This window comes from Actinomadura coerulea (assembly GCF_014208105.1).
Lineage (GTDB): Bacteria > Actinomycetota > Actinomycetes > Streptosporangiales > Streptosporangiaceae > Spirillospora > Spirillospora coerulea.
This window is the reverse complement of the sequence record NZ_JACHMQ010000001.1, coordinates 3611645-3634282: the sequence shown is the minus strand read 5'-3', so window position 1 is coordinate 3634282 and position 22638 is coordinate 3611645. Positions and strand designations below refer to the sequence as shown.

Below are 22638 nucleotides of genomic sequence, written 5' to 3'. Positions count from 1 at the left end.
GCTGTTGCGCGTTCAGACGCTGCCCGACAGCGAGAATCCGGCGAGGGCGCCGATCGACGCCCAGCACAGCACGGCGGCGTCCAGGGCGGCGGCCGCCACCGCGAGGAGCGCGAGGGCGGCGACGGGCAGGAGCGGATCGGTCGTGCCCCGCCGCAGCCGCCCCGCGGTCAGTTCTTGCACGCCATCGCCTTGCGGCAGATGGTCTTGTACCAGTTGCCCTTCTTGGATTTCTTCCAGCCGTCGTGGCAGCGCCAGGTGACGCCCTTCTTGCAACTGCCGCAGCTCTTGGCGTAGGCCCAGAGCCAGCCGTCGTAGCCGCCTCCGTAGCACTGGTTGGGCCGCAGCTTGTAGCGGCCGGGGTCGGACACGCCGGACTTGTGGAAGCCCTTGTACTTACCGCTCGTCCGGCAGCACACGCTGCACACCAGGCTGGGCCCGCAGCCGGGGGAGCAGTTGTGGTTGGCCGCGTACGAGGGGCAGCGCGGATAGATGTCGTAGTAGCCGACGAGCTGGAAGCCCGAGGCGAGGGCCTCCCGCGCGGGCGGGAAGACGCCGAGGGCCTTCAGCCCGGCGGTGGCGCCCGCGGCGGCGAGCCCGGTGAGGACGCTGCGCCGCACCGGGCGCAGCCGCGGCCCGTCCGCGGGCGCCGGGCGCCGCCGGACGCGCTGCGCCCCGGCCGGGCGGGGGCCGCGCAGCGGCGGGACGTCTTCCAGGTCGATCATCGTGCCGCCTCCAGGGTGAGGGCGCGGAGGGCTTCGGGCGAGCCGACGGGCTCGGCGGCCCGCACCCGCCCGTCGGCGCCGACCAGCACCGCGAACGGGGTGGCGGGGACGCGGTAGTCGGCGAACAGGCCGTCCTGCTCGTCGGCGAGCACGGTCACGCCGGGACGCGCCGCCTCGCCGGGCGGCGGCCCCGCGAAGATCGCGCGCAGCGCCGTCCCGTCCGGGACGGCGGCGAGGACGTCCGCGCACACGCCGCACTCGCGGTCCAGGAAGAGCAGCAGGCCGGGCCCGAGCCGGTCGAAGGCGGGGGCGGGCGCGCCGGGCGCGGGGCCGAGCCCGGCGGGCCGGGAGGCCCCCTGGCCGAGCGCGTGGACCTGCCGGACGAGCCCGGCGACCACCAGGGCGAGCAGCAGGATCGCCACCCATGACAGCAGGAGCGCGCTGTTCTGGAAGCTCATCCGGCCGTCCTCCTCTCCTCGGTCATGGCGTGCGGGAGCGTCCAGAGGAGCACCGCGAACCCCAGCCCCGCGACGACCTCCACGGACGACTCGTACAAGGTGCCTGCGGCCGGAGGCCCGAGCAGGGCGCCGGTGAGGGCGAGCGCGGACAGAGCGGCCGCCCGTCCCGCGACCCAGCCCGTCATCGGCGTGCCGGAGCCGCCGCATCCGCAGGGGACGCCGCGCCGGGTGCGCGCCACGTGCGCCGCGTAGGCCGCGTACAGGGCCAGCAGGACGGCCGCCGCCCCGCCGGCCGCGCGCGCCGGGCCGTCCAGCCGCAGCAGCGGCGCCGCCGCGCCGGCGACGCCGATCAGCGCCTCCGCGGCGATCACGGCCGCCGCGGCCGCGCCGGCGAGGGCGGCCGGCAGCACCCGGTGGGCCCGCACCGCGGCGGCCAGCGCCCCCGGCCGCCTGAGCTGCCCGGCCAGCGACGCCAGCAGGACGAGCGGGACGGTGACGGCGGCGATCCCGGCGAGCGGTCCGGTCACCGGACCGCCTCGACCGCCAGCCCCGCGAGCCGGCGCGGGACGTCGCGGACCCGGTCCTCCTCGGGCAGCACGGTCACCAGCAGCGACTTCAGCGCCAGCAGGAAGTAGGGGCCCTGGCCCTCCACGGCGTCGCGGAACAGCTCGCCGCCCGCGACGGAGGCGCCGCGCCACGGCGGGAGGCGCCTGCGGGTCACCGTGGTCAGCGCGGTGATCTCCAGCAGGCCGATGCCCGGCACCTCCTTGACCATCTCGGCGGGCTCGGGGCGCCTGGCCCGGCCGCGCGGGACGGCGGTGACGCCGTCCTCGTGCTCGGTCAGGCGCACGGTGTCGAAGAAGGCCACCGCGTCCGCCGGGCGCCCGTGGTAGAGGTGCGTGAACACCGCGTGGCGGCGCCCCTCCCACACGGCCGCGAGGACGGGGTCGCTGAGGCCCGTCTCGGCGTCGCGGGTCGCCGTCCGGCCGACCCGCAGCCGGCCGCCCTGGACGCGGAACTCCTGTTCGAAGCGGTCGACCCCGATGTCGGCGGCCCAGGCCAGCGCGTCCTCGCGGGTGCCGCTGGAGATCTCGTGGAGCCGCCCGCCCTCGGCGATCCGCGCCACCGACGTGCACGGCCGCCGCAGGTCGTGGTCTCCGGCGAGCCGGACCCGCACCCCGTCCAGCGAGCGGTGGGTGACGCCCCGCCCGCGTGTGCCCCGTGTGTCCTGCCCCCGTGTGCCCATGCCGTCCCCTTTCTGCGGGGACAGGGCCCCACAGAAGTGCCGCGGGTAACAATTGCGACGCTACGCGTGATACTTCGTTTCAGGGGCAAACCTTCCGGAAGTGGTCACGCCCGGGACCGGGTAGGGTCAACTGCCGGACTCGCGCGGCGCGGCGTTTCAGCGGCGGCCGCCCCCGGCGCCCTGGATAGGGTCGTGTGGTTCTCCGGCAGGTAGGCGCGTGAGGTGGAGCCCGTGAGCAAGGTCGATGTTCTGATCCGGCGGCTGGATTCCGAGCTGCCGCTGCCCCGGTACGCCCACGCGGGCGACGCGGGCGCCGATCTGGTCGCGGCCGCCGACGTGGAACTGCCGCCGGGGGAGCGCGCCGTCGTCCCCACCGGGATGGCGATCGCGCTGCCGGACGGCTACGCGGCTTTCATTCACCCCCGGTCCGGATTGGGCGCTAGGTTGGGAGTGACCATCGTCAACGCACCCGGTACGGTCGACGCCGGCTATCGCGGTGAGATCAAGGTGACCCTGCTGAACACCGACCCCCGCGCCACGGTGAGGCTGCGGCGCGGAGACCGCATCGCGCAGATGGTCGTCCAGCGGGTCGAGCACGCGGTGTTCCACGAGGTCGCCGAGCTTCCCGGATCGGCGCGAGGAACCGGCGGGTTCGGCTCCACCGGCGGATTCGGGCCGGCCCCGCGATCCGGGGACAATGAGCACAGTAGAGAAGGAGTGTGAGTCGTGGCTTTTGGACGTCGCCGGCAGGCCGAGGAGCCCGCTGAGGGTCCCGAGGTGACCGAGGAGCCGGCGGAGACCGCCGAGGAGGCTCCCGCCGAGGCGGGGTCGGCCAAGGCGGAATCGGCGGCGGGCGGCCCGTGGGATTCCGAGGACTCCTTCCCCGAGCTGCAGCGGCTGGACTTCGGGGCCCTCCAGGTGCCGGTGGCGCCGGGGCTGGGCTTCCAGGTGAACTTCGAGGCGACCCAGGTCGACGAGGAGGGCAACCCGCTCGACGGCCGCCCCGTCGCCGTGCTGGTGCAGTACGAGGAGAGCGCCATGCAGCTCCAGGTGTTCGCCGCGCCGAAGCGCAGCGGCATCTGGGACGACGTGCGCCGCGAGACCGCCAAGGACATCCAGGAGGAGGCGCAGGGCCAGACCCAGGAGGGCGAGGGCCCGTTCGGCGCCGAGCTGCTGGCGATGGTCCCGGCGGCGCTGACCGAGGAGGTGCTCGCCGAGATGCCGCAGGAGGTCCGCGAGCAGATCCCGGCGGAGTTCGTCGAGCAGGGCTGGGCGCCGCAGATCATCCGCTTCCTCGGCGTGGACGGCCCCCGCTGGTTCCTCCAGGCCGTGGTGCAGGGCGCCGCGATCGAGGACGAGGAGCAGTGGCAGGTCCTTGAGGACGTGCTGCGCGGCGTGGTCGTGCACCGCGGCGACGCCCCGATGCCGCCCCGCGAGCTGCTGGAGCTGCAGATCCCGCAGGAGTTCAGCGAGGCCGGCGAGGACGGCGAGGAGGCCGTGGAGACCTTCGACCCGTTCGAGCGCGGCCCCGAGATCACCGAGGTCCGCTGACCGCACGCGCACCGGAACCCGTCCGGCCGCACGCTTTTCGGACGTGCGGCCGGGCGGGTTCCCGGCGTCTGCGCCAAGCCGATCGCTTGCCATGCACCGGCCCGCGGGCCGTCAATCGGGGCATGTCCAAGAAGACGCGCAAACGCCGGGCCCGCAAGCGGAGCAAGCACAACAAGGGCAGGCGGCCCAACGCCCGCCGCTAACTCTCGATCATCTCGAACGTCATCGCGTGCTCGACGCCCGCCTGCCTCCCGCCCTCCTCGGCCACGCCGGTGAGGAAAGCCTCGGCGTCGAACCCGGCGCCGAGGCCGGCGAAGTACACGCGGTGCGCGAGCAGCGAGTCGATGCCGGCCCGCAGGTGGCCGGTGACGTCCACGTAGTGGGTGGGCTGCGGCGACCCGCCGAACAGCGCGAACCGGACGCCCTGCCACGGTTCGAGGCCGAGGTCGCGGAACACCCACCGGTTGGCCGCGTCCCGGACCGCGTCCGCGACCGCGAGGCCGAGCACCCGGTGGTCGGCCATGTTGAAGCCGCCGCCGGGGAAGGTCTCGCGGAAGTTGATGGACAGCACCACCTCGGGCCGGTGCCGCCGGATCGCCGCGGCGAGCGTCCGCCGCAGCGGCAGCCCGTACTCCAGCGTGCCGTCGGGCAGGTCGAGGAACTCGACCTCGCGGACGCCGACGATCCGCGCCGCCTCGACCTGCTCGGCGCTGCGGATCCGCCGCACCTCGCCGGGGTCCATCGAGTCGATCCCGGCCTCCCCGCGTGTGGCCAGCACCTCCGTCACGGTCTTGCCCTGGCCCGTCCACTTGGCGACCGCCGCCGACGTCCCGTACTCCAGGTCGTCGGGGTGCGCCACGATCGCGAGCGCGCGTTCCCAGTCCTCAGGTACCTCGTCCATCCCCCCATCCTCCCGGACGGGGCGGTGATCGTCACAGGTAGCGGAGCCACAGGTACGGGGTCGCCAGGGCGACCGTCACGAGGGTGACGACGATGCCGTACCGGGTGAAGCGCCAGAAGCTGATGGGCGTGCCGTTGCGGGCGGCGATGCCGAGGACGACCACGTTGGCGCTGGCCCCGACGGCGGTGGCGTTCCCGCCGAGGTCGGCGCCGAGGGCGAGGGCCCACCACAGCACGTGCCCGTCCGTGCCGGGGTGCTGCTGGACGAGGTCGGAGACGATCGGGCTCATCGTCGCCACGTAGGGGATGTTGTCCACGATCGCCGACAGCCCGGCGGACGCCCACAGCAGCAGCATCGCGGCCACGCCGATGCGGCCGTCGGTGGCGTCCGCCGCGGCCCTGGAGATCTCGCCGATGACGCCGGTCTCGACGAGCCCCCCGACCATGACGAACAGGCCGGCGAAGAACACCAGCGTGGGCCACTCGACCTCGCTGAGGGCCTCCTCGGTGGTCACCCTGGTCGCGGCGACGAGCAGCCCGGCGCCGAGCAGCGCCACCACGGACGGCTCGTAGTGCAGGACGGGGTGCAGCACGAACGCCGCGATCACGACGGCGAGGACGGCGAGCCCCTGCGCGAGCAGGCGCCGGTCGGTGATGGCCTCCCGCTCCTTCAGCTCCATGACCTCGGCGGCCAGCTCCGGGTCGTAGCGGAACGCCGAGCGGAACAGCCACCGGCACAGCGCGCAGAACACGATGACCAGCACCACGACCAGCGGGGCCAGGTGGACCAGGAAGTCGTTGAACGACAGCCCGCCCCGGCTGGCGATGATGATGTTGGGCGGGTCGCCGACGAGGGTCGCGGTCCCGCCGATGTTGGACGCCATGACCTCGGCGATGAGGTACGGCTCGGGCGCGAGGGCGAGCCGCTCGCAGACGAGGAACGTGACGGGCGCGATCAGCAGGACGGTGGTGACGTTGTCCAGCAGCGCGGACGCCGCCGCCGTGAGCACGACCAGCATCACCATGAGCCGGTAGGGGCGCCCCCGCGCGCGTTTCGCGGCCCAGATCGCCACGTACTCGAACAGGCCCGTCCGGCGCAGCACCGAGACGATGACCATCATGCCGAGCAGCAGGAAGACGACGTTCCAGTCGATCCCGGACTCGGAGGAGAAGAACGCGGCCTCGGCGTCGGTGACGTGCAGCAGGAGCATCAGGCCCGCGCCGCCGAGCGCCACCGCCGTCCGGGGCACCTTCTCCGACGCGATCAGCACGTACGCGCAGACGAAGATGACGACCGCGGCGGTGGCCTGCACGGAACCTCCCGGACGGCATGCGGATGACGGGACCTGCCGACCAGACTTCCCGGCGCACCACGGGCGACTCTAGCCGTCCCGGCACGCCGCGGGCGGCACCGGGGCCGGGCGATGGTGGGGTTTTGCCTACCCCGATCGGAGTGCTGGACCCATCCTCGGCGGGCCCGCGCTTCCGTAGCTTCGTGTCCCGGAGGCGCCCCGCGAGGGGGCGCCGGGCGGAGGTGAGGACGATGTTCGGACGCAGGGGACCGGAACCGGGGCAGCGGACGCCGGGTGAGGCGCTCCGGCTGGAGGACGTGCGCCGGGTGTACGGCCCCGAGGGCAACCGGGTCGTCGCGCTGGACGGTGTGTCGCTGTCGCTGCCGACCGGGTCGTTCACCGCGGTCATGGGCCCCTCCGGGTCCGGCAAGAGCACGCTGCTCCAGTGCGCCGCGGGCCTGGACCGTCCCACCGGGGGCCGCGTCTTCGTCGACGGCGCGGAGCTGACGGGCGACGGGGAGGCGGAGCTGACGAAGTTCCGGCGGGAGCGGATCGGCTTCGTCTTCCAGCAGTTCAACCTGCTGCCGACGCTGTCGGTCATGCAGAACACGGTGCTCCCCCTGAAGCTCGCCGGCCGCAAGGTGGACAAGGACCGGGCGCGGGCCGTCCTCGGGCGGGTGGGCCTCGGCGAGCGGCTCGGGCACCTGCCCGCGGAGCTGTCCGGCGGGCAGCAGCAGCGGGTGGCGATCGCGCGGGCGCTGCTCACCCGGCCGCGGGTGCTGTTCGCGGACGAGCCGACCGGCGCGCTCGACACCCGCAGCGCCCGCGACGTGCTCGGCCTGCTGCGCGAGTCGGTGGCCGCGTTCGGGCAGACGGTGGTGATGGTGACCCACGACCCCGTCGCCGCGTCCTTCGCCGACGCCGTGCTGTACCTGGCCGACGGGCGGATCGTCGGCCACCAGCCCGCGCCGACCGCCGAGTCCGTCGCTGAGCGGATGACGCACCTGGCCGACGAGGTCGAGCGCCAGCGCATGACGGCGGGGGCGTGACATGTTCGCATTGGCGATCGGTTCCCTGCGCAGGCGCGCGGGCGCGTTCACGGCGAGCTTCCTCGCCCTGTTCCTCGGCTCGACGATCATCATGGCGTTCGCCTCGATGCTGGACACCGCCGCGTCGGGCGGCGCGACCGGGGAGGCCCAGAGCACGCTGGTCATCATGGCGAACGTCGTCGGCGGCTGGGGGCTGCTGCTCGTGGTGTTCGCGGTGACCTCCACGCTGACCCTCTCGGTGCGGCAGCGGGCCTCGGAGATCGCGCTGCTCAAGAGCGTCGGCGCGACCCCGGCGCAGCTCGCCCGGATGATCGTCGGCGAGGCGGCCGGGCTGGCGGTGGCCGCGGCGCTGCTCGCGATCGTCCCCGGGATGCTGGCCGGCCGGGGCGTGCTCGGCCTGCTGCACGACACGGGCCAGGTGCCCGCGGAGATCGGCCACAGCTTCGGCCCGGTCGCGCTGTCGATGGGGATCGGCATCACGACGGTCTCCGCGACCGCCGCCGCGCTGATCACCGCCCGGCGCGCCACCCGCGCCGGGGTCGCCGACTCGATGCGGTCCGCGGCGGTGGACACCGGGAGGCTGAGCAGGAAGCGCATCGTCTTCGCGGTCCTGTTCCTGCTGCTGGCACTGGACGAGGCGGTCATCACGGTCACGCTGATGGACGGCAAGGGCAGCGACGTGATGGCGACGTCCGGGCAGGCCGACATCCTCGCCGCGATCGGGCTGGCGCTGCTGGCTCCGGCGATCATGCGACGGGCGACGGCCCTGCTGGCCGGGCCGCTGCGCGCGTTCGGCGCGGCCGGCGAGCTGGCGGCCGCCACCATGCGGCGCCGGACGGGCGCGCTGGCGTCCGCGGTCACCCCGGTCATCCTGTTCGTCGGCACCGCCGTCGGGACGCTCTACCTCCAGGCCACCGAGAACGCGGCGATGGAGGCCGCCGGGCTGGCCAAGACGGCTGAGCAGAAGAGCATCGAGACGCTCAACTTCGTCGTCATCGGCATGGTGGTGCTGTTCACGGCGATCATGCTGGTCAACACGCTGGTGGCGGCGACCGCGCACCGGCGCCGCGAGTTCGGCCAGACACGGCTCGCCGGCGCGACCCCGAGCCAGGTGCTCGCCGCGGTGGCGCTGGAGTCGGCTGTGCTGACGGTGACCGGCGTGGTCTGCGGAACCGTCGCCTCCGTCTTCACGATCGTCCCCTTCGGCCTGGCCCGCCGCGACTCCGCCGTCCCGGCCGGGAACGCGTGGACCTACCTCGCGGTCGTCGCGCTCGCCGCCGCCCTGACCGGCGCCACGACCTGGGCCGCCACCCGCCGCGCGATCCGCGTCCCCGCCGTGGAGGCGGCCCTTCGCTGACCGCCCGGCTTGTCTTCGCGTGGGTGCTCGCCCATACTGGGTGAGCACTCACTCATTTCGGAGGCGGGCATGGCGGGATCGGTGCGGGCTTCGGGCGGCGGGTTTCCGGTGGCGGCCGCCGTCCGGGGCCTGGGGGCGTTCTGGACGGCGGGCCGCCGGGTCGAGCGCGCCGCCTACGCCGCCGGGGCGGCGCTCATCGCCTCGGGGCTGCTGCACCTGGTCGTGTTCGCCGTGGACGGCGGCCCCTGGACGGGACCGGTGTCGTGGCGGAAGCCCGTCACCTTCGGGCTCTCGTTCGGCCTGACGCTCGTCACCATCGCGTGGGTCGGCGCGTTCGTCCGGCTGGGCGACCGCGCGCGGAACGCGATCCTCGGCGTGTTCGCCGCCGACTGCGTCGCGGAGGTCTCCCTCATCACCCTTCAGGCCTGGCGCAGGGTGCCGTCCCACTTCAACGAGGAGACCGCGTTCGACACGGTCGTCACCCGGATGCTCGCGGCCGGCGGCGGCGTCCTGGTCGTCACGCTGGCCGTGCTCGCGGTCGCCGCCTTCCGCCGCGACGAGGACGCCGCGCCGAGCATGCGGCTGGCCGTCCGGTCCGGCTTCGCCGCGCTGATGCTCGCGCTGGCCTCCGGCGCGGCGATGATCGCCCGCGGCGTCGCGACGGTGCGGTCCGGCGACCAGCGGGCCGCCTACCACGTCGTCGCCGCGCTGAAGCCCGCGCACTTCGTGACCATGCACGCGATCCTCGTCCTGCCGCTGCTGGCCTGGCTGCTCACGTTCACCGCCCTGCCCGAGGCGCGCCGCGTCCGGGCCGTCGCCCTCGCCTCCGGCGCCTACTGGGCGGTGGCGGCCCTGGTCATCGCGGTCTCCGCGATCCGCTTCGCCGCGGCCTGAGCCCTGCCCCGCCAACGCCGAACCCGCCGCCCTTCGCGGACGGCGGGTTCGGCGGGGAGGGGTCAGTGCGCGCGGGCGCGGCGGGGGAGGAGGAAGGCGACCAGGAACGCGGCGGCGGTGAGCCCGGCGGTCAGGGCGGTGACCTGCTTCGCGGCCTCCAGCGCTGCCGGAGCGGCGAACCGTCCGGCCGCCGGGGCGCCGATCGCCCCGAAGAAGACCGTGCCGAGGACCGCGACCCCGAGCGACGCGCCGAGCTGCTGGACCGATTCCAGAGCGGCCGAACCGGACCCCACCTCGTGGTCGGCGATGCCCGCCACGATCACGTCGAACAGCGGGACGAAGATCATGCCCATGCCGGCGCCGAACAGCAGCAGCGGCGCCGCCAGGTGCCAGCCGCCGACGCCCGTCCCGGCGGCCTCGAACACCGCGTAGAGGGCGGCCAGCCCGGCGACCATGAGCACCAGGCCGAGGTGCAGGATCCTGCGGCCCAGCCTGGCCATCGTCATGCCGCTGAACGCCGACCCGGCGAACGCGCCGACCGCCCAGGACGACATCGCCAGGCTCGCGGCCAGCGGCGTGTATCCGAGGCCCAGCTGGAGGAACAGGCCGGTCGCGAGGGAGAACCCGGCGATCGCGCCGAAGAAGACGACGACGAACAGGACACCGGAGCCGTAGGCGCGGTTGGCGAACACGCTCAGCTTGAGCAGGGGGACCCGCCCCCGGCGGGTGCGGCGCAGCTGGTGCAGGGCGAACAGGGCGAGGACGGGGACCGAGCCGGCGAGCAGCGCCAGCGACCAGGCGGGCCAGCCCAGCTCGCGGCCCTGGACGAGCGGGTGGACCAGCATGCTCATGCCGAGGCCGCCGAGCAGCATCCCGGTGACGTCCAGACCGCCCGAGCGGTCGGCGGACGCCGGCGCGGGCAGCGCCCGGACGCCCGCGACCAGCGCGTAGACGCCGACCGGCACGTTCACCAGGAAGATCGCGCGCCAGCCGGTGCCGAACAGGTCGGCGTCGACCAGCAGGCCCGCCACCACCGGGCCGAGGATCGTGGCCAGCCCGATCACCGGCCCGAACAGGGCGAACGCCGTGCCGGTGTCCGAGCCGAACAGGTCGCGGATCAGCCCGAAGCCCTGCGGGATCATCACCGCGGCGCACAGGCCCTGCGCGACCCGGGCGGCGATCAGGCTCTCCGGCGACCAGGCGAACGCGCACGCCACCGACATCACCGTGAACGCGGCCGCGCCCACCAGCAGCACGGGCCGCCGTCCGAACATGTCGCCGAGCCGACCGCCGGTCAGCAGCGCCACCGCGAGGGCGAGCGTGTAGCCGGCGGCCGTCCACTGGAGCGCGGAGAAAGAGCCGCCGAGGTCCGCGCGGATCGCGGGCGCGGCCACGTTCACCACCGTGGAGTCGAGCAGGTTCAGCAGCGTGGCGGCCAGGATCGCCGACAGGCCGAGCCAGCGGCGCGGGGCCGGTGCCGCGCCGTCGCCGGGGCGCGCCGTCCCGGCCGCGGGGGCCGGGGTTTCGAGGGTGGCGGTCATGGTCCGTCCTTCCATCGCGGAGCGGAATGCTCTGTTCCGATAATAGCAGAACGGAATGCTTCATTCCACATCGGGACGGGGTAGATCCGGCGGCGGGGCAAGGGGTCCGCTTCGTCCGGGGATGCCATACGCTTCGAGGTATGGACGAGGTTTCGGCCAGCACTTCGCCCGGGGCGGGGCCCCGCGGGCGCGAGCGCGGCAAGGGCGGGCTGCGGCGCTTCCTGCGGCGCATGGCGTCCACCAAGGCCGAGCTCGAGGCCGAGGAACTGCAGAAGACCACCGGCGACGAGGGCGCGACGCCGATCACCGACTGCGCCGCGCGCAAGCGGCACTGCGTGGCGGGTACGCTACGTACCGTGACACTCCGTCCCCGGGGCGGCGCACCCGCCCTGGAAGCCGAGCTCTACGACGGCACCGACGTGATCAACCTGGTCTGGCTCGGCCGCCGCAAGATCGCCGGGATCGATCCGGGGCGCCGGCTGCGCGCCGAGGGACTGGTGAGCGAGCAGGACGGGCGCAAGGTCATGTTCAATCCGCGATACGAGCTGCGCGGCGGCGCGTGAGGCCGCGGCGAGCCGCCGGGAGAGCGACGTGAGCGAAACGGAAACGGGCACCGCGCGGGAGACCGCCGCGCACGACACCGTCGAGGCGGCCGTGCGCGCCCAGCTCAACAAGGCGCTCGGCGGCGTGCGCGGCATGGTCGAGGCGGCGGTGCCGACGATCGCCTTCACCGGGACCTACGTCGCCGCCAAGGACGTCAAGCTCGCCGTCGGCGCCGGGGTCGGCGCCGCGGTGCTGCTCCTGCTCGTCCGGCTCGCGCAGCGCTCCAGCCCGCAGTTCGTCCTGAACAGCCTGTTCGGCATCGCCATCGCCGCGTTCTTCGCGCTGCGCTCGGGCAAGGCCGAGAACGCCTTCCTGCCCGGCATCCTGCTGAACGCCGGCTACGGCGCCGCGATGATCTTCTCGATCGCGGTGCGCTGGCCGGTCGTCGGCTTCATCATCGGATCGGTCACCGGCGACCCGACCGCCTGGCGGGCCGACCCCGGGATCGTCCGGCTGTGCTCCCGGCTCACCTGGCTGCTCGTGCTGCCCTGCGTCGTGCGCGTCGCCGTCCAGTACCCGATCTACCTCGCGGACGGCGACCAGAGCGGCCTGCTCGGCACCGCCAAGATCGCGATGGGCTGGCCGCTCCAGGTCGCCGCGCTGGCCGCCATGGCCTGGCTCCTCGCCCGCGGCCGAACCCCGATAACCCCCGGGGGCCCGGCCAAGAGCGAAAAACCTGCGTAGAGCCCTATCTCCCGCCTGGCTCCCTACCAGCGCGCCTACCTCAGCCAGCAGCGCAACCAGGCGACGACCCCATGGTTGCGATCGCGTCCCAAGGCAGGTTCGAGCGAAGCAAGAACCTGATCGCGCAGCGAGCCGCAAGGCGAGACGGAGCGATGCCAGCGATCGCCCGCGTTTCTCGACGATGGAGGGCCGCCAGGCCCGAAGGAGGAGAGAAATGCCGGAAGTGCGGGCTATCTGCCGCCGAGGAGCTCGGCGAGTTCGTCTTCCACGTCCTGGCTGGCCACGAACATGAGCTCGTCGCCCGGCTCCAGGGTGTCGTCGGACGTGGGCACCAGCACCCGGCCCTCGCGCAGGATCGCCACCAGGGCGGTGTCGCGCGGCCAGGCCACCGACCCGACGCGCTCGCCGCCGAGGGGCGCGTCCTCGGGGAGCGTCAGCTCCACCAGGTTGGCCTCGCCCTGCCGGAACGTCATCAGCCGGACGAGGTCGCCGACGCTGACGGCCTCCTCCACCAGAGCCGACAGCAGCCGCGGCGTGGAGACCGCGACGTCCACGCCCCACGACTCGTTGAACAGCCACTCGTTGTTCGGGTGGTTGATCCGCGCCACCACGCGCGGAACCCCGTACTCGGTCTTGGCGAGCAGCGACACCACCAGGTTGACCTTGTCGTCGCCGGAGGAGGCGACCACCACCTGGCAGCGCTCCAGCGCGGCGTCGTCCAGCGCGGCGATCTCGCACGCGTCGGCGAGCAGCCACTCCGCGCGCGGCACCATCTCCACCTTGATGGCCTTCGGGCTCTTGTCGATCAGGAGCACCTCGTGCCCGTTCTCCAGCAGCTCCTGGGCGATGGACCGGCCCACCGCGCCGGCCCCGGCGATCGCGACCCGCATCACGCGTCCTCCCCGTTCCGTGCCGCGACCGCGGCGTTGACACGCTCCAGGTCGTCGGCCCCCGCCATGATGTGCACGATGTCGCCGTCCTGGATCACGGTGTCCCGCTCGGGGACGAGCGCCTCGCCCATCCGGGACAGGAACGCCACCCGGGTCCCCGCGTGCTCCTCCAGCTCGCCGACCTTCTCTCCCACCCACAGGTGGCCGGAGTCCAGCTCGGCGAGGACGACCGCGCCGGTCGGGTCGCGCCACAGCGGCTCGGCGCCCTCGGGGAGCAGGCGGCGCAGGATCTGGTCGGCCGTCCACCGCACGGTCGCGACCGTGGGGATGCCGAGGCGCTGGTAGACCTCCGCCCGGCGCGGGTCGTAGATCCGGGCCACCACGTTGTCGACCCCGAACGTCTCGCGCGCCACCCGCGCGGAGATGATGTTGGAGTTGTCGCCGCTGCTGACGGCCACGAACGCCGACGCGCGCTCGATGCCCGCCTCGGCGATGACCTCGCGGTCGAACCCGAACCCGGTGATGCGGCGGCCCCGGAACCCGCTGCGCAGCCGGCGGAACGCCTCCGGGCTCTGGTCGATGATGGCCACCGAGTGACCCTTGTCCTCCAGGATGTGGGCGAGCGTCGAGCCGACCCGCCCGCATCCCATGATCACGATATGCACGGCCGTTCCCTCTTCCGTAGGGGGACGCTCCCCCTGTACCCCCCGCGCCGGGCACGGCATTCGCCGCCGACACCGCGCCGCGCCCGAGGACCGTTTCCTGTGAATGATCCCTGCGGGCTGCAAACCTACACATCCGCCCAGGCGAGTACTACTCAACCAGCTATCCGCCGGGGCGGCGAGGCGCCCGCCCGGCGGGGGGCGGCCGGGCGCCGCGCGGCGCCCCGCAGGGGCTAGAGTCTCGTTGCGTGTCAAAGGTTCCGGACCTCGCGAAGCGGCTCCTCCTCGGCCGCGCGCTGAGCAGTGCTCAGCAGCACGAACAGCTGCTGAAGAAACGCATCGCGCTGCCCGTGTTCGCGAGCGACGCGCTGTCGTCGGTCGCCTACGCCCCGCAGGAGATCCTCCTCGCCCTCGGCGCCGGCGGTCTCGTGATGTACCACTACACCCCGTGGATCGCCGCGGCCGTCGTGATCATCCTGCTGACCGTGGTCGCCTCCTACCGGCAGAACGTCCGGGCCTACCAGAGCGGCGGCGGCGACTTCGAGGTCGCCACCACCAACCTCGGCGGCAACTGGGGCGTCGTGGTGGCCAGCGCGCTGCTGGTCGACTACGTCCTCACCGTGGCGGTGTCGGTGTCGTCGGGGGTGGAGAACCTCGGCGCCCTGCTGAAGTTCATGCAGCCGCACGAGGTCGCCGTCGCGATCGTCATCGTCGTGCTGCTCACCCTCGGGAACCTGCGCGGTCTCAAGGAGGCCGGGTTCGCCTTCGCGATCCCCACCTACCTGTTCATGTTCGCGGTCTTCGGCATGCTGGCGTGGGGCCTGGTCCGGCTGGCCTCGGGCACCGAGCTGCAGGCCGAGACGGCGCACTACGAGGTCCGCGGCGACGAGATGGGCCTCGGCGGGTTCGCCCTGGTGTTCCTGCTGCTGCGGGCCTTCTCCTCCGGCTGCGCCGCGCTGACCGGCGTCGAGGCGATCAGCAACGGCGTGCCCGCGTTCAAGAAGCCCAAGGGCGAGAACGCCGCCACGACCCTGCTGATGCTCGGGCTCGTCGCGATGACGCTGTTCGGCGGCGTGACCGCGTTCGCCTACATCACCGACGCCAAGTTCGCCGAGCCCGACCAGGGCAGCCAGCTGATCGACCCGTCCACCGGCAAGCCCGTGACCGACGCCGACCCGGTGATCGCGCAGGTCGCGCACACGGTGTTCAGCAACTTCACCCCCGGGTTCGCCCTCGTCACCGCGATGACCGCGCTGATCCTGTTCCTCGCCGCCAACACCGCGTTCAACGGGTTCCCGGTGCTCGGCTCGGTGCTCGCGCACAACCGCTACCTGCCCCGCCAGCTGCACACCCGCGGCGACCGGCTCGCCTACAGCAACGGCATCATCATCCTCGCCACCATGGCCGGGCTGCTGATCTACGCCTACGACGCGTCCGTCAGCCGGCTCATCCCGCTGTACACCGTCGGCGTGTTCGTGTCGTTCACCGTCAGCCAGGTCGGCATGGTCCGGCACTGGAACCGCCTCCTCGCCTCCGAGCCGGACGCGGCGCAGCGCCGCCGGATGCGCACCTCCCGCGGGATCAACGCCTTCGGCGCCACCCTCACCGGCATCGTCCTGGTCGTCGTGCTGATCACCAAGTTCGCGCTCGGCGCCTACATCGTCTGCATCGCGATGCCGCTGCTGTACCTGCTGATGAAGGGGATCAGGCGGCACTACGACCGGGTCGCCGCGGAGCTGGTGCCCTCCGGCGAGGACGTCGCGCTGCCCGCCCGCAACCACGGCATCGTGCTCGTCTCCAAGATCCACAAGCCGACGCTGCGGGCCCTGGCCTACGCCCGCGCCACCCGCCCGTCCACGCTGGAGGCGGTGACCGTGGCGGTGGACGCCGAGGAGTCGCAGCGGCTCCAGCAGGAGTGGGACGCCCTCGACATCCCCGTCCCGCTGAAGATCCTCGACTCGCCGTACCGGGAGATCACGCGGCCGGTGCTGTCCTACGTCAAGAGCGTCCGGCGCAAGAGCCCCCGCGACGTCGTCACCGTGTTCATCCCCGAGTACGTCGTCGGCCACTGGTGGGAGCAGCTCCTGCACAACCAGAGCGCGCTGCGGCTGAAGGGGCGGCTGCTGTTCCAGCCGGGCGTGATGGTGACGAGCGTCGCGTGGCAGCTGCAGTCCTCCGACCGGCTCAAGGGGCGCACCGAGCCGCCCGGCCCCGGCTCGTCCCGGCGCCCGCCGCGGACCGGGGCACGCCCCGGTGCCGGTAGTGTTTCGGACCGTGACTGAACTCGAACCCGACGTCCTCGAACTGGAGGTCGGCAACGTCGCCAACGGCGGTTTCTGCGTCGCCCGGCACGAGGGGCGCGTGGTCTTCGTCCGGCACGCCCTGCCCGGCGAACGGGTGAGGGCCCGCGTCACCGACCGCACCAAGAACTTCCTCCGCGCCGACGCCGTGGAGATCATCAAGGCGTCCCCCGACCGGGTGCCGGAGCCGTGCCCGTTCGCGGGGCCCGGCAGGTGCGGCGGCTGCGACTGGCAGCACGCCTCGCTGCCCGCCCAGCGGGCCCTGAAGGCCGCGGTCGTGCAGGAGCAGCTGGAGCGGCTCGCCGGGATCACCCGCACGGTCGTCGTCGAGGAGGTCCCGTACCCGGTCGACGGCGAGGTGACGCCGCCGCCGGGTCTCGGCTGGCGCACCCGCGTCCAGTTCTCGGTCTCCTCCGGCGTCGTCGGCCTGCGCAAGCACCGGTCGCACGACATCGAGCCCGTGGACGAGTGCCTGATCGCCCACCCCGGCGTGGAGCTGATGGGCATCGAGCGCAAGCGCTGGCCGGGCGCGTCCGGTGTCGAGGGCGTGGTCTCGGCGAGCACGGGCGACCGCCTCGTCGTGCTGCGCGGCCGCGACCGCCGCAAGATCCGCGTCCCGCGGCTGGACGTGCCGGTCCGGCTCGTGCGCGGCAAGCCCGAACCGGGCTCCGGCCTCCCGTACGTGCGCGAGGAGGTCTCCGGGCGGCTCTACCAGGTCAGCGGCAGCGGCTTCTGGCAGGTGCACCCGGGCGCGGCGCAACTGCTCGCCGACGCCGTCCTGGACGCCCTCGAACCGAAGCCCGGCGACATCGCCCTCGACCTGTACTGCGGCGTCGGCCTGTTCGCCGGGGTCCTCGCCGACCGTGTCGGCGACGAGGGCCTCGTCGTCGGCGTCGAGTCCGACGGCCAGGCCGTCCGCGACGCCCGCTTCAACCTGCGCGACCTCCCGAACGTCTCGATCGAGCGCGGCCCCGTCGAGGAGGTCATCGCCGACCTGGAGTTCGGCCGCGCGTCCTCGGGCTCGCGCACGCAGAACAAGCGCGGCACCGGCCACCACGGCGGAGCCCGGGTCCGCAAGGCCGACCTCGTCGTCCTCGACCCGCCCCGCACCGGCGCGGGCCGCGAGGCCGTCGACCACATCACCCGCCTCGCCGGCCGCAAGATCGCCTACGTCTCCTGCGACCCGGCCACCCTGGCCCGCGACCTCGCCTACTTCAGCGAACGCGGCTGGACCCTGGAGTCCTTCCGAGCCTTCGACGCCTTCCCCATGACCCACCACGTAGAGTGCCTGGCCGTCCTGGTAAGAGGCTGACCAAACCCCCAGCCACCAACACCCAACGTCGACCAGCGGCGTGTTGCCCTTATCAGCGCCCGCCCAGGTCGTCCGGCTGGGCCGAGCAGCCCTCGGCCGCCGAGCCGGTTGGTGCCTGGCGTTGAGTTGCGGCGTGTTGCCCTTATGAGGGCTCGCAGAGGGGCAACACGCCGCAAGTCGACGAGCCCGGTCGTCCTGTCGCAGCCGAGCGGACGCTGGGCTGAGGCCGCACAGTCGGAGATCACCGGCATTTCTGGTATGACGAAACGTCCCCCGCATTCGGGGGGCCGTAAGCCGGGGTGTTCGCGCGGTCTTGCGGGGCGACGTCCAGAAAGGGCTTGGCAGATGGTCAGTATCCGAGAGTGCAGGGAGGAAGATCTTGAGCTGCTGGAGTCCCGCATCCCCTCGCCTGGCCGGACCAGGAGGCACGCGGCACGGTTCGAGCAGCAACAGCGCGGTCTCACCACGTTCCTGATCGCCTGGGCCGAGACCGTTCCCGTCGGAACGGCGCAGATCCTGTGGCACGGCTGCGCCGCTCCTGAAGTGAGGCAGCGGCATCCGAACTGCCCCGAGCTCAACGGCCTGGGGATCTGGCCGCCCGAACTGAGGTCCCAGGGCATCGGAAGCGCCATCATCGACGCGGCCGAAGACCTCGTCCGCCAACGCGGCCACGACCAGATCGGGCTGGGCGTGGACGACCACAACCAGCGCGCAGCCGCTCTCTACCTGCGACTCGGCTACCAGGAGACCGGCTGCCGCTACCTCGATCGGTACCACTACATCGACGACCATGGGACCCGCCATGAAGTAGTCGATCCCGCGCGGTTCCTGGTCAAGCATCTCGGCGGAGTTGCACCACACCACTTGTGAAGCACCCGCGACGCTCGTACACGGCCGGGGCGCCGGGTCGTGTCGGCTTCTCAGCCTGATCGCAGGCGGGAGGGGCGTCCGGCCGGGCTGCCGGTCTGGGGAAGTCGCGTGGATTGAGGATCCGCGATTCCGGCAGGACGCGCGGTGTGTGGCTGACCTCGGAAAATGGGTTGCGGGTCGGGTTAGCGTGGAAGCGTGATCGAGATCAGGGACGTGCCGGAGGCCGACGCCGCGCTGATGGTCGACTTCGCCGGGATGGTGTTCCACCTGCCCATGGAGGACGCCGACCGTGAGCGGGAGGGGTGGCCGCTCACCCGTGCCGAGCGGATCGGCGCCTATGACGGCGACACGAGGGTCGGGCAGCTCGCGGCCATGCCGATGCGGCTCGCGGTCCCGGGCGCTGTGCTCGACTGCTCGGCGGTCACGTTCGTCGGGGTGCTGCCCACGCATCGGCGCAGAGGAATCCTCACGTCCATGATGGACCGGATGGACTCCGACGCCATCGCGGCGGGGCGTCCGGTGGCCGCGCTCTGGGCGTCGCAGGGCGCCATCTACGGCCGGTACGGGTTCGGGCTGGCCACGCGGGCGATCGACCTGGAAGTGACGACGTCGCGTCCGCTGGAGTTCCGCACGACCCCTGACGATCGGCCTCTGCGGCTCGTCGACGCCGCGTCCGCGCCTGAGCTGGTCGATCCGATCCACCGGCGCTCGCTGCGCCCGGGCGGACTCGTGCGCGATCCCGAATGGTGGGCCAAGGCGATCCTGCGGCCGGTCGACCGGGACTCGCCCGGTTACACCGCGCCGCGCATCGTCGTCCATCCCGCCGGCTACGTGGTCTACCGGGTCCGCGAGGGGACGGTCAGGGTGGTCGACCTCGTCGCCGACACCCCGCAGGTGGAGGCCGCGCTCTGGGAGTTCCTGGCGTCGATCGACCTGACGTCCCGCATCGAGGCGCTGGGCCGTCCGGTGGACGATCTGCTGCCGCACATGGTCGCCGACCCCGACCGGGTCACTGTCAAAAAGGAGTTCGGCGCCCTCTGGCTGCGGTTGATCGACGTGCCGACCTCTCTTCGCGCCCGCTCCTGGGCCACCGAGGACGCCTTCGTCCTGGAGATCGAGGACCCGCGCATCCCGGCGAACTCCGGCCGCTGGCGCCTCACGACCGGCGCGGCGCCTGGTTGCGAACCGGCCTCCGGGCCCCCGGACCTGAGCCTGAGCGCGGCCGACCTCGCGGCCGTCTACCTGGGCGGGCAGAGCCCGGTCACGCTGGTCCGGATCGGCGCCGTCACCGAGCACACGCCCGGTGCGGCCGCGCGCCTGGAGGCCGCGCTGGCCGTGCCTCTGGCGCCCTACATCAACGACGACTTCTGAGTCACCGCCAGAAGAAGACCTTGGCACTGGCCTTGGCGATCGTCGCGGCGGCGGCGCCCTGGTGGAGGAGCTGGAAGCGCACCCGCTTGCCCGCCTCGACGGTGTCGGCGGCGAGGCCGTAGACGAGGTTGGTGACGTCGCCGACGGAGATGAAGTCCTGGACGGGGCCGATCTGGTAGTCGGACGCGTCGCCGTCCGCCACCTCGATCACCCGGGCCTGGATGAGCGTGCCCGCGGGGACGCCGCTCAGCGCCGCGCTCACCGACAGGCTGTAGCGGGCCGATCCGGTCAGCAGGCTGGGGCCGCCCGGGTCGTTGTGCTGGTGCTCCTTGTCGGAGTACTCCTTGCTCCAGGTGACCTCGGTCCACTTGCCGGGAGGAAGTTCCTGGTGGTCGCCACCGGTGCCGACGGACACGTAGTCGGGCATGTCGTCCTCTCCCTCGGGCGAGACGCCGACGCGCCACTGCCCGTAGTCGCTCTTGACGCCGCGGTCGTAGTCGACGCCGACGCCGTTGATGGTGTGGTCGTTGGAGTACTGCTGGAGCTGGGCGCGGGCGTCCCACCTGCCGCCCGACCAGGCGTACGTCTGCCACCCGAACGTGATCTTCTTGGCGTCGAAGGCGCGCTTGACCGGGCCGTAGCCGCCGTAGAGGCCGACCCGGTCCCGGCCGAGGACGCTCGCCGCGCCGTCCAGGTAGGCGTTGATCTCGTCCTGCTGCCCGGAGGTGGCGTCCCAGTCGGCGGCGAAGTAGATGGGCCGGTCGTCCGGCATGCCGCACGCCCTGGCCTGGGCGTCGGCGGCGCGGGCGTCGGCGGCGCCGGCGGACCGGCCGGCGAGGGGGCGCTTGGCGGTCGACTCCCACACGACCACCAGCCAGATGCCCGCGGCGGACAACTCGCGGGCCTCCTCGCGGGTCAGGTTCTTGCCGGTCGTGTCGTGCGACAGGTAGCGGCACGCGAACTTCGCCCCGGCGCGTTCCAGCGCGGACGCGCCGGGGCGGCCCCACGCGTAGTCGACGCCGAAGACGGCCATGTCAGCTCCATGTGTCGGGGATCGTCGGGGTCTTGGCGATTTAACAGGCTTTGTCTTTGGGGCGCAGGAGATTGCGGAGGTTGACCGTCCGTAAGGGGGTGGACGGTCAAGAGTCGCCCTGCGTGACGACACGCCGACGCGGCGTTGGCGGGCGCGTCTCCGGATCACTAGAACGGACGGTGACCATCAGAAAACCGCAGGCCACGGGGGTTCATAGTGATCCGGACGTTGAGGGTTCAGGGCATGGCGCTGGCGATCGCCGCGCCGTTGCTGGGGGGCGTGCTCCTGCCCGCCGCGGCGCAGGCCGACGGGCCCGACCCGAAGCCGAAACCCAGGCAGCACGGCAAGCAGGCCGCGGGTGTGGCGCTTCGCACGGACGGCCCCGCGAGTGCCGTCGTGCCGGGACGCATCTACGAGTGGACGTTCAAGATGACCGCCAAGGGGCCGGGCGAGTCCGGCAAGGCGGTGTTCAGGACGACGCTGCCGCGATCGCTGGCGTTCGTCTCGGGGACCAGGGGCTGCGCGGCCGCCGGGTGGACGGTCGAGTGCGACCTCGGCGCCGTGCGGAAGGGCCGGACCGTGACCGGCGCGATCAAGACCAAGGTGTCGGGGGACGCCAGGCCCGGTCAGACGATCCGCCTGCACGGGACCGTGACGTGGGGCAGGGCGCACACGGAGCGCACGTTCCCGGCCGTCCGCGTCGTCAGGTCCGCCCACCTCGGCCACGCCCCCTCCAAGGCGGCACCGAAGAACCCGGGCGGAAAGAAGCCGGAGGCCAAGGAGCCGGTGGAGAAGAAGCCGGTGGAGAAGAAGCCCGCTGTGAAGAAGCCCGCCGTCAGGAAGCCGGCGGCGGTGCGGAGGGTGGCTCTTTCGCGGTGACGTCCAGCGGGGCTGACCCGCCGCGCCGTCGCCGTCCGGTCCGTACGAGGATGGGGACATGCGACTTCGAATCTTCACCGAGCCCCAGCAGGGGGCGACGTATGAGACACAGCTCGCCGTCGCGAAGGCGGCCGAGGAGCTCGGCTTCGACGCGTTCTTCCGCTCCGACCACTTCGTCAAGATGGGGGACGTCTCGGGCGAGCCGGGCCCGACCGACTCGTGGATCACCTTGGGCGCGCTGGCGCGGGAGACCAGCCGGATCAGGCTCGGCACGCTGGTGACGGCGGGAACGTTCCGCTACCCGGGGCCGTTGGCGATCTCCGTGGCGCAGGTCGACCAGATGAGCGGCGGGCGCGTCGACCTGGGGCTCGGGACGGGGTGGTTCGAGGAGGAGCACACCGCCTACGGCATCCCGTTCCCGAGCCTCGGCGAGCGCTTCGATCGGCTTGAGGAGCAGTTGCAGATCCTCACCGGGCTGTGGGGGACGCCGTCCGGCGAGACTTTCTCCTTCAGCGGGGAGCACTACACCCTGAGCGGATCGCCGGCGCTGCCCAAGCCGGTGCGCCCGGGCGGGCCGCCGATCATCATCGGCGGCGTCGGGGCGAAGCGGACGCCGCGGCTCGCCGCCCGCTACGCCGACGAGTACAACGTCCCGTTCCACCAGGTCGAGGACACCGGCGGCGCGTTCGACCGGGTCCGCGCGGCGGTCGCCGAGGCGGGCCGGACGAGGCCGCTGGTGTACTCGGCCGCGCAGGTCGTGTGCTGCGGGCGGGACGAGGCGGAGCTGGGGCGCCGCGCCGACGCCATCGGGCGCGCGGTGCCGGAGCTGCGCGAGAACGGGCTCGCCGGCACCCCGCAGGAGCTGGTCGACAAGATCGGCCGGTTCGGCGAGCTGGGCGCGGAGTGCATCTATCTGCAGGTCCTCGACATGAGCGACCTGGAGCACGTGGAGCTGCTGGCCTCCGAGGTCATGAGCAAGCTCTGACGACGAGCGGGGCCCGCGCCCCGGGGAGCCCCCTGGGCG

At 72.9% G+C, this 22638-nt stretch carries 24 protein-coding genes; 13 read left to right on the top strand and 11 right to left on the bottom strand.

Going from position 1 to position 22638, the window contains the following annotated elements:
• Positions 1-12 precede the first annotated feature (12 nt).
• The 5 genes from BKA00_RS16700 to BKA00_RS38990 are packed head-to-tail and all read right to left on the bottom strand — an operon-like array spanning position 13 to position 2426.
• Complete coding sequence (locus BKA00_RS16700) at positions 13-180, bottom strand: hypothetical protein (RefSeq protein WP_185026079.1); 168 nt, start codon at positions 178-180, stop codon at positions 13-15.
• Complete coding sequence (locus BKA00_RS16695) at positions 168-722, bottom strand: hypothetical protein (RefSeq protein WP_185026077.1); 555 nt, start codon at positions 720-722, stop codon at positions 168-170. Before BKA00_RS16695 ends, BKA00_RS16700 begins: the two co-directional genes overlap by 13 nt.
• Positions 719-1180, bottom strand: coding sequence for a thioredoxin domain-containing protein (locus tag BKA00_RS16690; RefSeq protein WP_185026075.1), 462 nt, complete (start codon positions 1178-1180; stop codon positions 719-721). The genes BKA00_RS16695 and BKA00_RS16690 overlap by 4 nt, the downstream gene beginning before the upstream one ends.
• Entirely contained in the window at positions 1177-1707 is a 531-nt protein-coding gene (locus BKA00_RS38995; protein ID WP_185026073.1) for a MauE/DoxX family redox-associated membrane protein, read from the bottom strand. Before BKA00_RS38995 ends, BKA00_RS16690 begins: the two co-directional genes overlap by 4 nt.
• Positions 1704-2426 (bottom strand): hypothetical protein, encoded by a 723-nt coding sequence (locus BKA00_RS38990; protein WP_185026071.1) that lies wholly within the window; start codon positions 2424-2426, stop codon positions 1704-1706. Before BKA00_RS38990 ends, BKA00_RS38995 begins: the two co-directional genes overlap by 4 nt.
• A 231-nt stretch (positions 2427-2657) precedes the next feature.
• Between BKA00_RS38990 and dut the strand changes: the two genes are divergently transcribed.
• Positions 2658-3149 (top strand): dUTP diphosphatase, encoded by a 492-nt coding sequence (dut, locus tag BKA00_RS16675; protein ID WP_185026069.1) that lies wholly within the window; start codon positions 2658-2660, stop codon positions 3147-3149.
• Between the two features lie 3 nt (positions 3150-3152).
• Positions 3153-3977 (top strand): DUF3710 domain-containing protein, encoded by an 825-nt coding sequence (locus BKA00_RS16670; protein ID WP_185026067.1) that lies wholly within the window; start codon positions 3153-3155, stop codon positions 3975-3977.
• 199 nt (positions 3978-4176) lie between these two features.
• Here the strand turns inward: BKA00_RS16670 and BKA00_RS16665 are convergent, their stop codons facing one another.
• Both BKA00_RS16665 and BKA00_RS16660 read right to left on the bottom strand, forming a co-directional pair.
• Positions 4177-4836 (bottom strand): PIG-L deacetylase family protein, encoded by a 660-nt coding sequence (locus BKA00_RS16665; protein ID WP_420829716.1) that lies wholly within the window; start codon positions 4834-4836, stop codon positions 4177-4179.
• Between the two features lie 73 nt (positions 4837-4909).
• Complete coding sequence (locus tag BKA00_RS16660; RefSeq protein WP_185026063.1) at positions 4910-6190, bottom strand: ArsB/NhaD family transporter; 1281 nt, start codon at positions 6188-6190, stop codon at positions 4910-4912.
• 230 nt (positions 6191-6420) lie between these two features.
• Here BKA00_RS16660 and BKA00_RS16655 point away from each other — a divergent pair, with 230 nt between their 5' ends.
• The 3 genes from BKA00_RS16655 (at position 6421) to BKA00_RS16645 (ending at position 9469) form a co-directional block, all read left to right on the top strand.
• The gene (locus BKA00_RS16655) at positions 6421-7218 is read left to right on the top strand and encodes an ABC transporter ATP-binding protein (RefSeq protein WP_185026061.1); all 798 of its coding nucleotides are present in this window, start codon (positions 6421-6423) and stop codon (positions 7216-7218) included.
• Position 7219: 1 nt separating this feature from the next.
• Positions 7220-8575, top strand: coding sequence for an FtsX-like permease family protein (locus tag BKA00_RS16650; protein ID WP_185026059.1), 1356 nt, complete (start codon positions 7220-7222; stop codon positions 8573-8575).
• A gap of 69 nt (positions 8576-8644) precedes the next feature.
• Entirely contained in the window at positions 8645-9469 is an 825-nt protein-coding gene (locus BKA00_RS16645) for a hypothetical protein (protein ID WP_221493183.1), read from the top strand.
• Positions 9470-9531: 62 nt separating this feature from the next.
• Here BKA00_RS16645 and BKA00_RS16640 read toward each other — a convergent pair whose 3' ends face one another.
• On the bottom strand, positions 9532-11010 hold the full coding sequence (locus BKA00_RS16640; RefSeq protein WP_185026057.1) for an MFS transporter: 1479 nt from the start codon (positions 11008-11010) through the stop codon (positions 9532-9534).
• Between the two features lie 140 nt (positions 11011-11150).
• Between BKA00_RS16640 and BKA00_RS16635 the strand changes: the two genes are divergently transcribed.
• Both BKA00_RS16635 and BKA00_RS16630 read left to right on the top strand, forming a co-directional pair.
• Positions 11151-11573 (top strand): OB-fold nucleic acid binding domain-containing protein, encoded by a 423-nt coding sequence (locus BKA00_RS16635; protein WP_420829686.1) that lies wholly within the window; start codon positions 11151-11153, stop codon positions 11571-11573.
• Positions 11574-11601: 28 nt separating this feature from the next.
• Entirely contained in the window at positions 11602-12297 is a 696-nt protein-coding gene (locus tag BKA00_RS16630) for a DUF3159 domain-containing protein (protein WP_230298723.1), read from the top strand.
• 230 nt (positions 12298-12527) lie between these two features.
• On the opposite strand, the gene BKA00_RS16625 is transcribed toward BKA00_RS16630, so the two are convergent.
• Both BKA00_RS16625 and BKA00_RS16620 read right to left on the bottom strand, forming a co-directional pair.
• Positions 12528-13187 (bottom strand): potassium channel family protein, encoded by a 660-nt coding sequence (locus BKA00_RS16625; protein WP_185026055.1) that lies wholly within the window; start codon positions 13185-13187, stop codon positions 12528-12530.
• A complete protein-coding gene (locus BKA00_RS16620; protein ID WP_179836369.1) occupies positions 13187-13852 on the bottom strand; it encodes a potassium channel family protein in 666 nt (221 codons plus the stop codon). The genes BKA00_RS16625 and BKA00_RS16620 overlap by 1 nt, the downstream gene beginning before the upstream one ends.
• A gap of 245 nt (positions 13853-14097) precedes the next feature.
• Between BKA00_RS16620 and BKA00_RS16615 the strand changes: the two genes are divergently transcribed.
• The 4 genes from BKA00_RS16615 (at position 14098) to BKA00_RS16600 (ending at position 19702) form a co-directional block, all read left to right on the top strand.
• Positions 14098-16131 (top strand): APC family permease, encoded by a 2034-nt coding sequence (locus BKA00_RS16615; RefSeq protein WP_185026053.1) that lies wholly within the window; start codon positions 14098-14100, stop codon positions 16129-16131.
• Positions 16124-17461 carry a class I SAM-dependent RNA methyltransferase gene (locus BKA00_RS16610; protein WP_185026051.1) on the top strand — a complete coding sequence of 446 codons (1338 nt, stop codon included), beginning with the start codon at positions 16124-16126 and terminating at the stop codon, positions 17459-17461. The genes BKA00_RS16615 and BKA00_RS16610 overlap by 8 nt, the downstream gene beginning before the upstream one ends.
• Positions 17462-17806: 345 nt before the next feature.
• Positions 17807-18331, top strand: coding sequence for a GNAT family N-acetyltransferase (locus BKA00_RS16605; protein WP_185026049.1), 525 nt, complete (start codon positions 17807-17809; stop codon positions 18329-18331).
• Between the two features lie 195 nt (positions 18332-18526).
• On the top strand, positions 18527-19702 hold the full coding sequence (locus BKA00_RS16600) for a GNAT family N-acetyltransferase (RefSeq protein WP_185026047.1): 1176 nt from the start codon (positions 18527-18529) through the stop codon (positions 19700-19702).
• 1 nt (position 19703) lies between these two features.
• Here BKA00_RS16600 and BKA00_RS16595 read toward each other — a convergent pair whose 3' ends face one another.
• On the bottom strand, positions 19704-20735 hold the full coding sequence (locus BKA00_RS16595; protein WP_185026045.1) for a glycoside hydrolase domain-containing protein: 1032 nt from the start codon (positions 20733-20735) through the stop codon (positions 19704-19706).
• A 243-nt stretch (positions 20736-20978) separates the two neighbouring features.
• Here BKA00_RS16595 and BKA00_RS16590 point away from each other — a divergent pair, with 243 nt between their 5' ends.
• Entirely contained in the window at positions 20979-21614 is a 636-nt protein-coding gene (locus BKA00_RS16590; RefSeq protein WP_185026043.1) for a hypothetical protein, read from the top strand.
• Between the two features lie 58 nt (positions 21615-21672).
• Positions 21673-22599: an LLM class F420-dependent oxidoreductase gene (locus BKA00_RS16585; protein ID WP_185026042.1), complete on the top strand. Its 927-nt coding sequence runs from the start codon at positions 21673-21675 to the stop codon at positions 22597-22599.
• Positions 22600-22638: the final 39 nt, after the last annotated feature.

What these genes read in the sequence shown, in the direction of transcription:
- BKA00_RS16695 (WP_185026077.1), bottom strand. Translation starts at nt 722, where the DNA reads ATGATCGACCTGGAAGACGTCCCGCCGCTGCGCGGCCCCCGCCCGGCC.
- BKA00_RS16690 (WP_185026075.1), bottom strand. Translation starts at nt 1,180, where the DNA reads ATGAGCTTCCAGAACAGCGCGCTCCTGCTGTCATGGGTGGCGATCCTG.
- BKA00_RS38990 (WP_185026071.1), bottom strand. Translation starts at nt 2,426, where the DNA reads ATGGGCACACGGGGGCAGGACACACGGGGCACACGCGGGCGGGGCGTC.
- BKA00_RS16655 (WP_185026061.1), top strand. Translation starts at nt 6,421, where the DNA reads ATGTTCGGACGCAGGGGACCGGAACCGGGGCAGCGGACGCCGGGTGAG.
- BKA00_RS16650 (WP_185026059.1), top strand. Translation starts at nt 7,220, where the DNA reads ATGTTCGCATTGGCGATCGGTTCCCTGCGCAGGCGCGCGGGCGCGTTC.
- BKA00_RS16645 (WP_221493183.1), top strand. Translation starts at nt 8,645, where the DNA reads ATGGCGGGATCGGTGCGGGCTTCGGGCGGCGGGTTTCCGGTGGCGGCC.
- BKA00_RS16640 (WP_185026057.1), bottom strand. Translation starts at nt 11,010, where the DNA reads ATGACCGCCACCCTCGAAACCCCGGCCCCCGCGGCCGGGACGGCGCGC.
- BKA00_RS16635 (WP_420829686.1), top strand. Translation starts at nt 11,151, where the DNA reads ATGGACGAGGTTTCGGCCAGCACTTCGCCCGGGGCGGGGCCCCGCGGG.
- BKA00_RS16625 (WP_185026055.1), bottom strand. Translation starts at nt 13,187, where the DNA reads ATGCGGGTCGCGATCGCCGGGGCCGGCGCGGTGGGCCGGTCCATCGCC.
- BKA00_RS16605 (WP_185026049.1), top strand. Translation starts at nt 17,807, where the DNA reads ATGGTCAGTATCCGAGAGTGCAGGGAGGAAGATCTTGAGCTGCTGGAG.
- BKA00_RS16595 (WP_185026045.1), bottom strand. Translation starts at nt 20,735, where the DNA reads ATGGCCGTCTTCGGCGTCGACTACGCGTGGGGCCGCCCCGGCGCGTCC.
- BKA00_RS16590 (WP_185026043.1), top strand. Translation starts at nt 20,979, where the DNA reads ATGGCGCTGGCGATCGCCGCGCCGTTGCTGGGGGGCGTGCTCCTGCCC.
- BKA00_RS16585 (WP_185026042.1), top strand. Translation starts at nt 21,673, where the DNA reads ATGCGACTTCGAATCTTCACCGAGCCCCAGCAGGGGGCGACGTATGAG.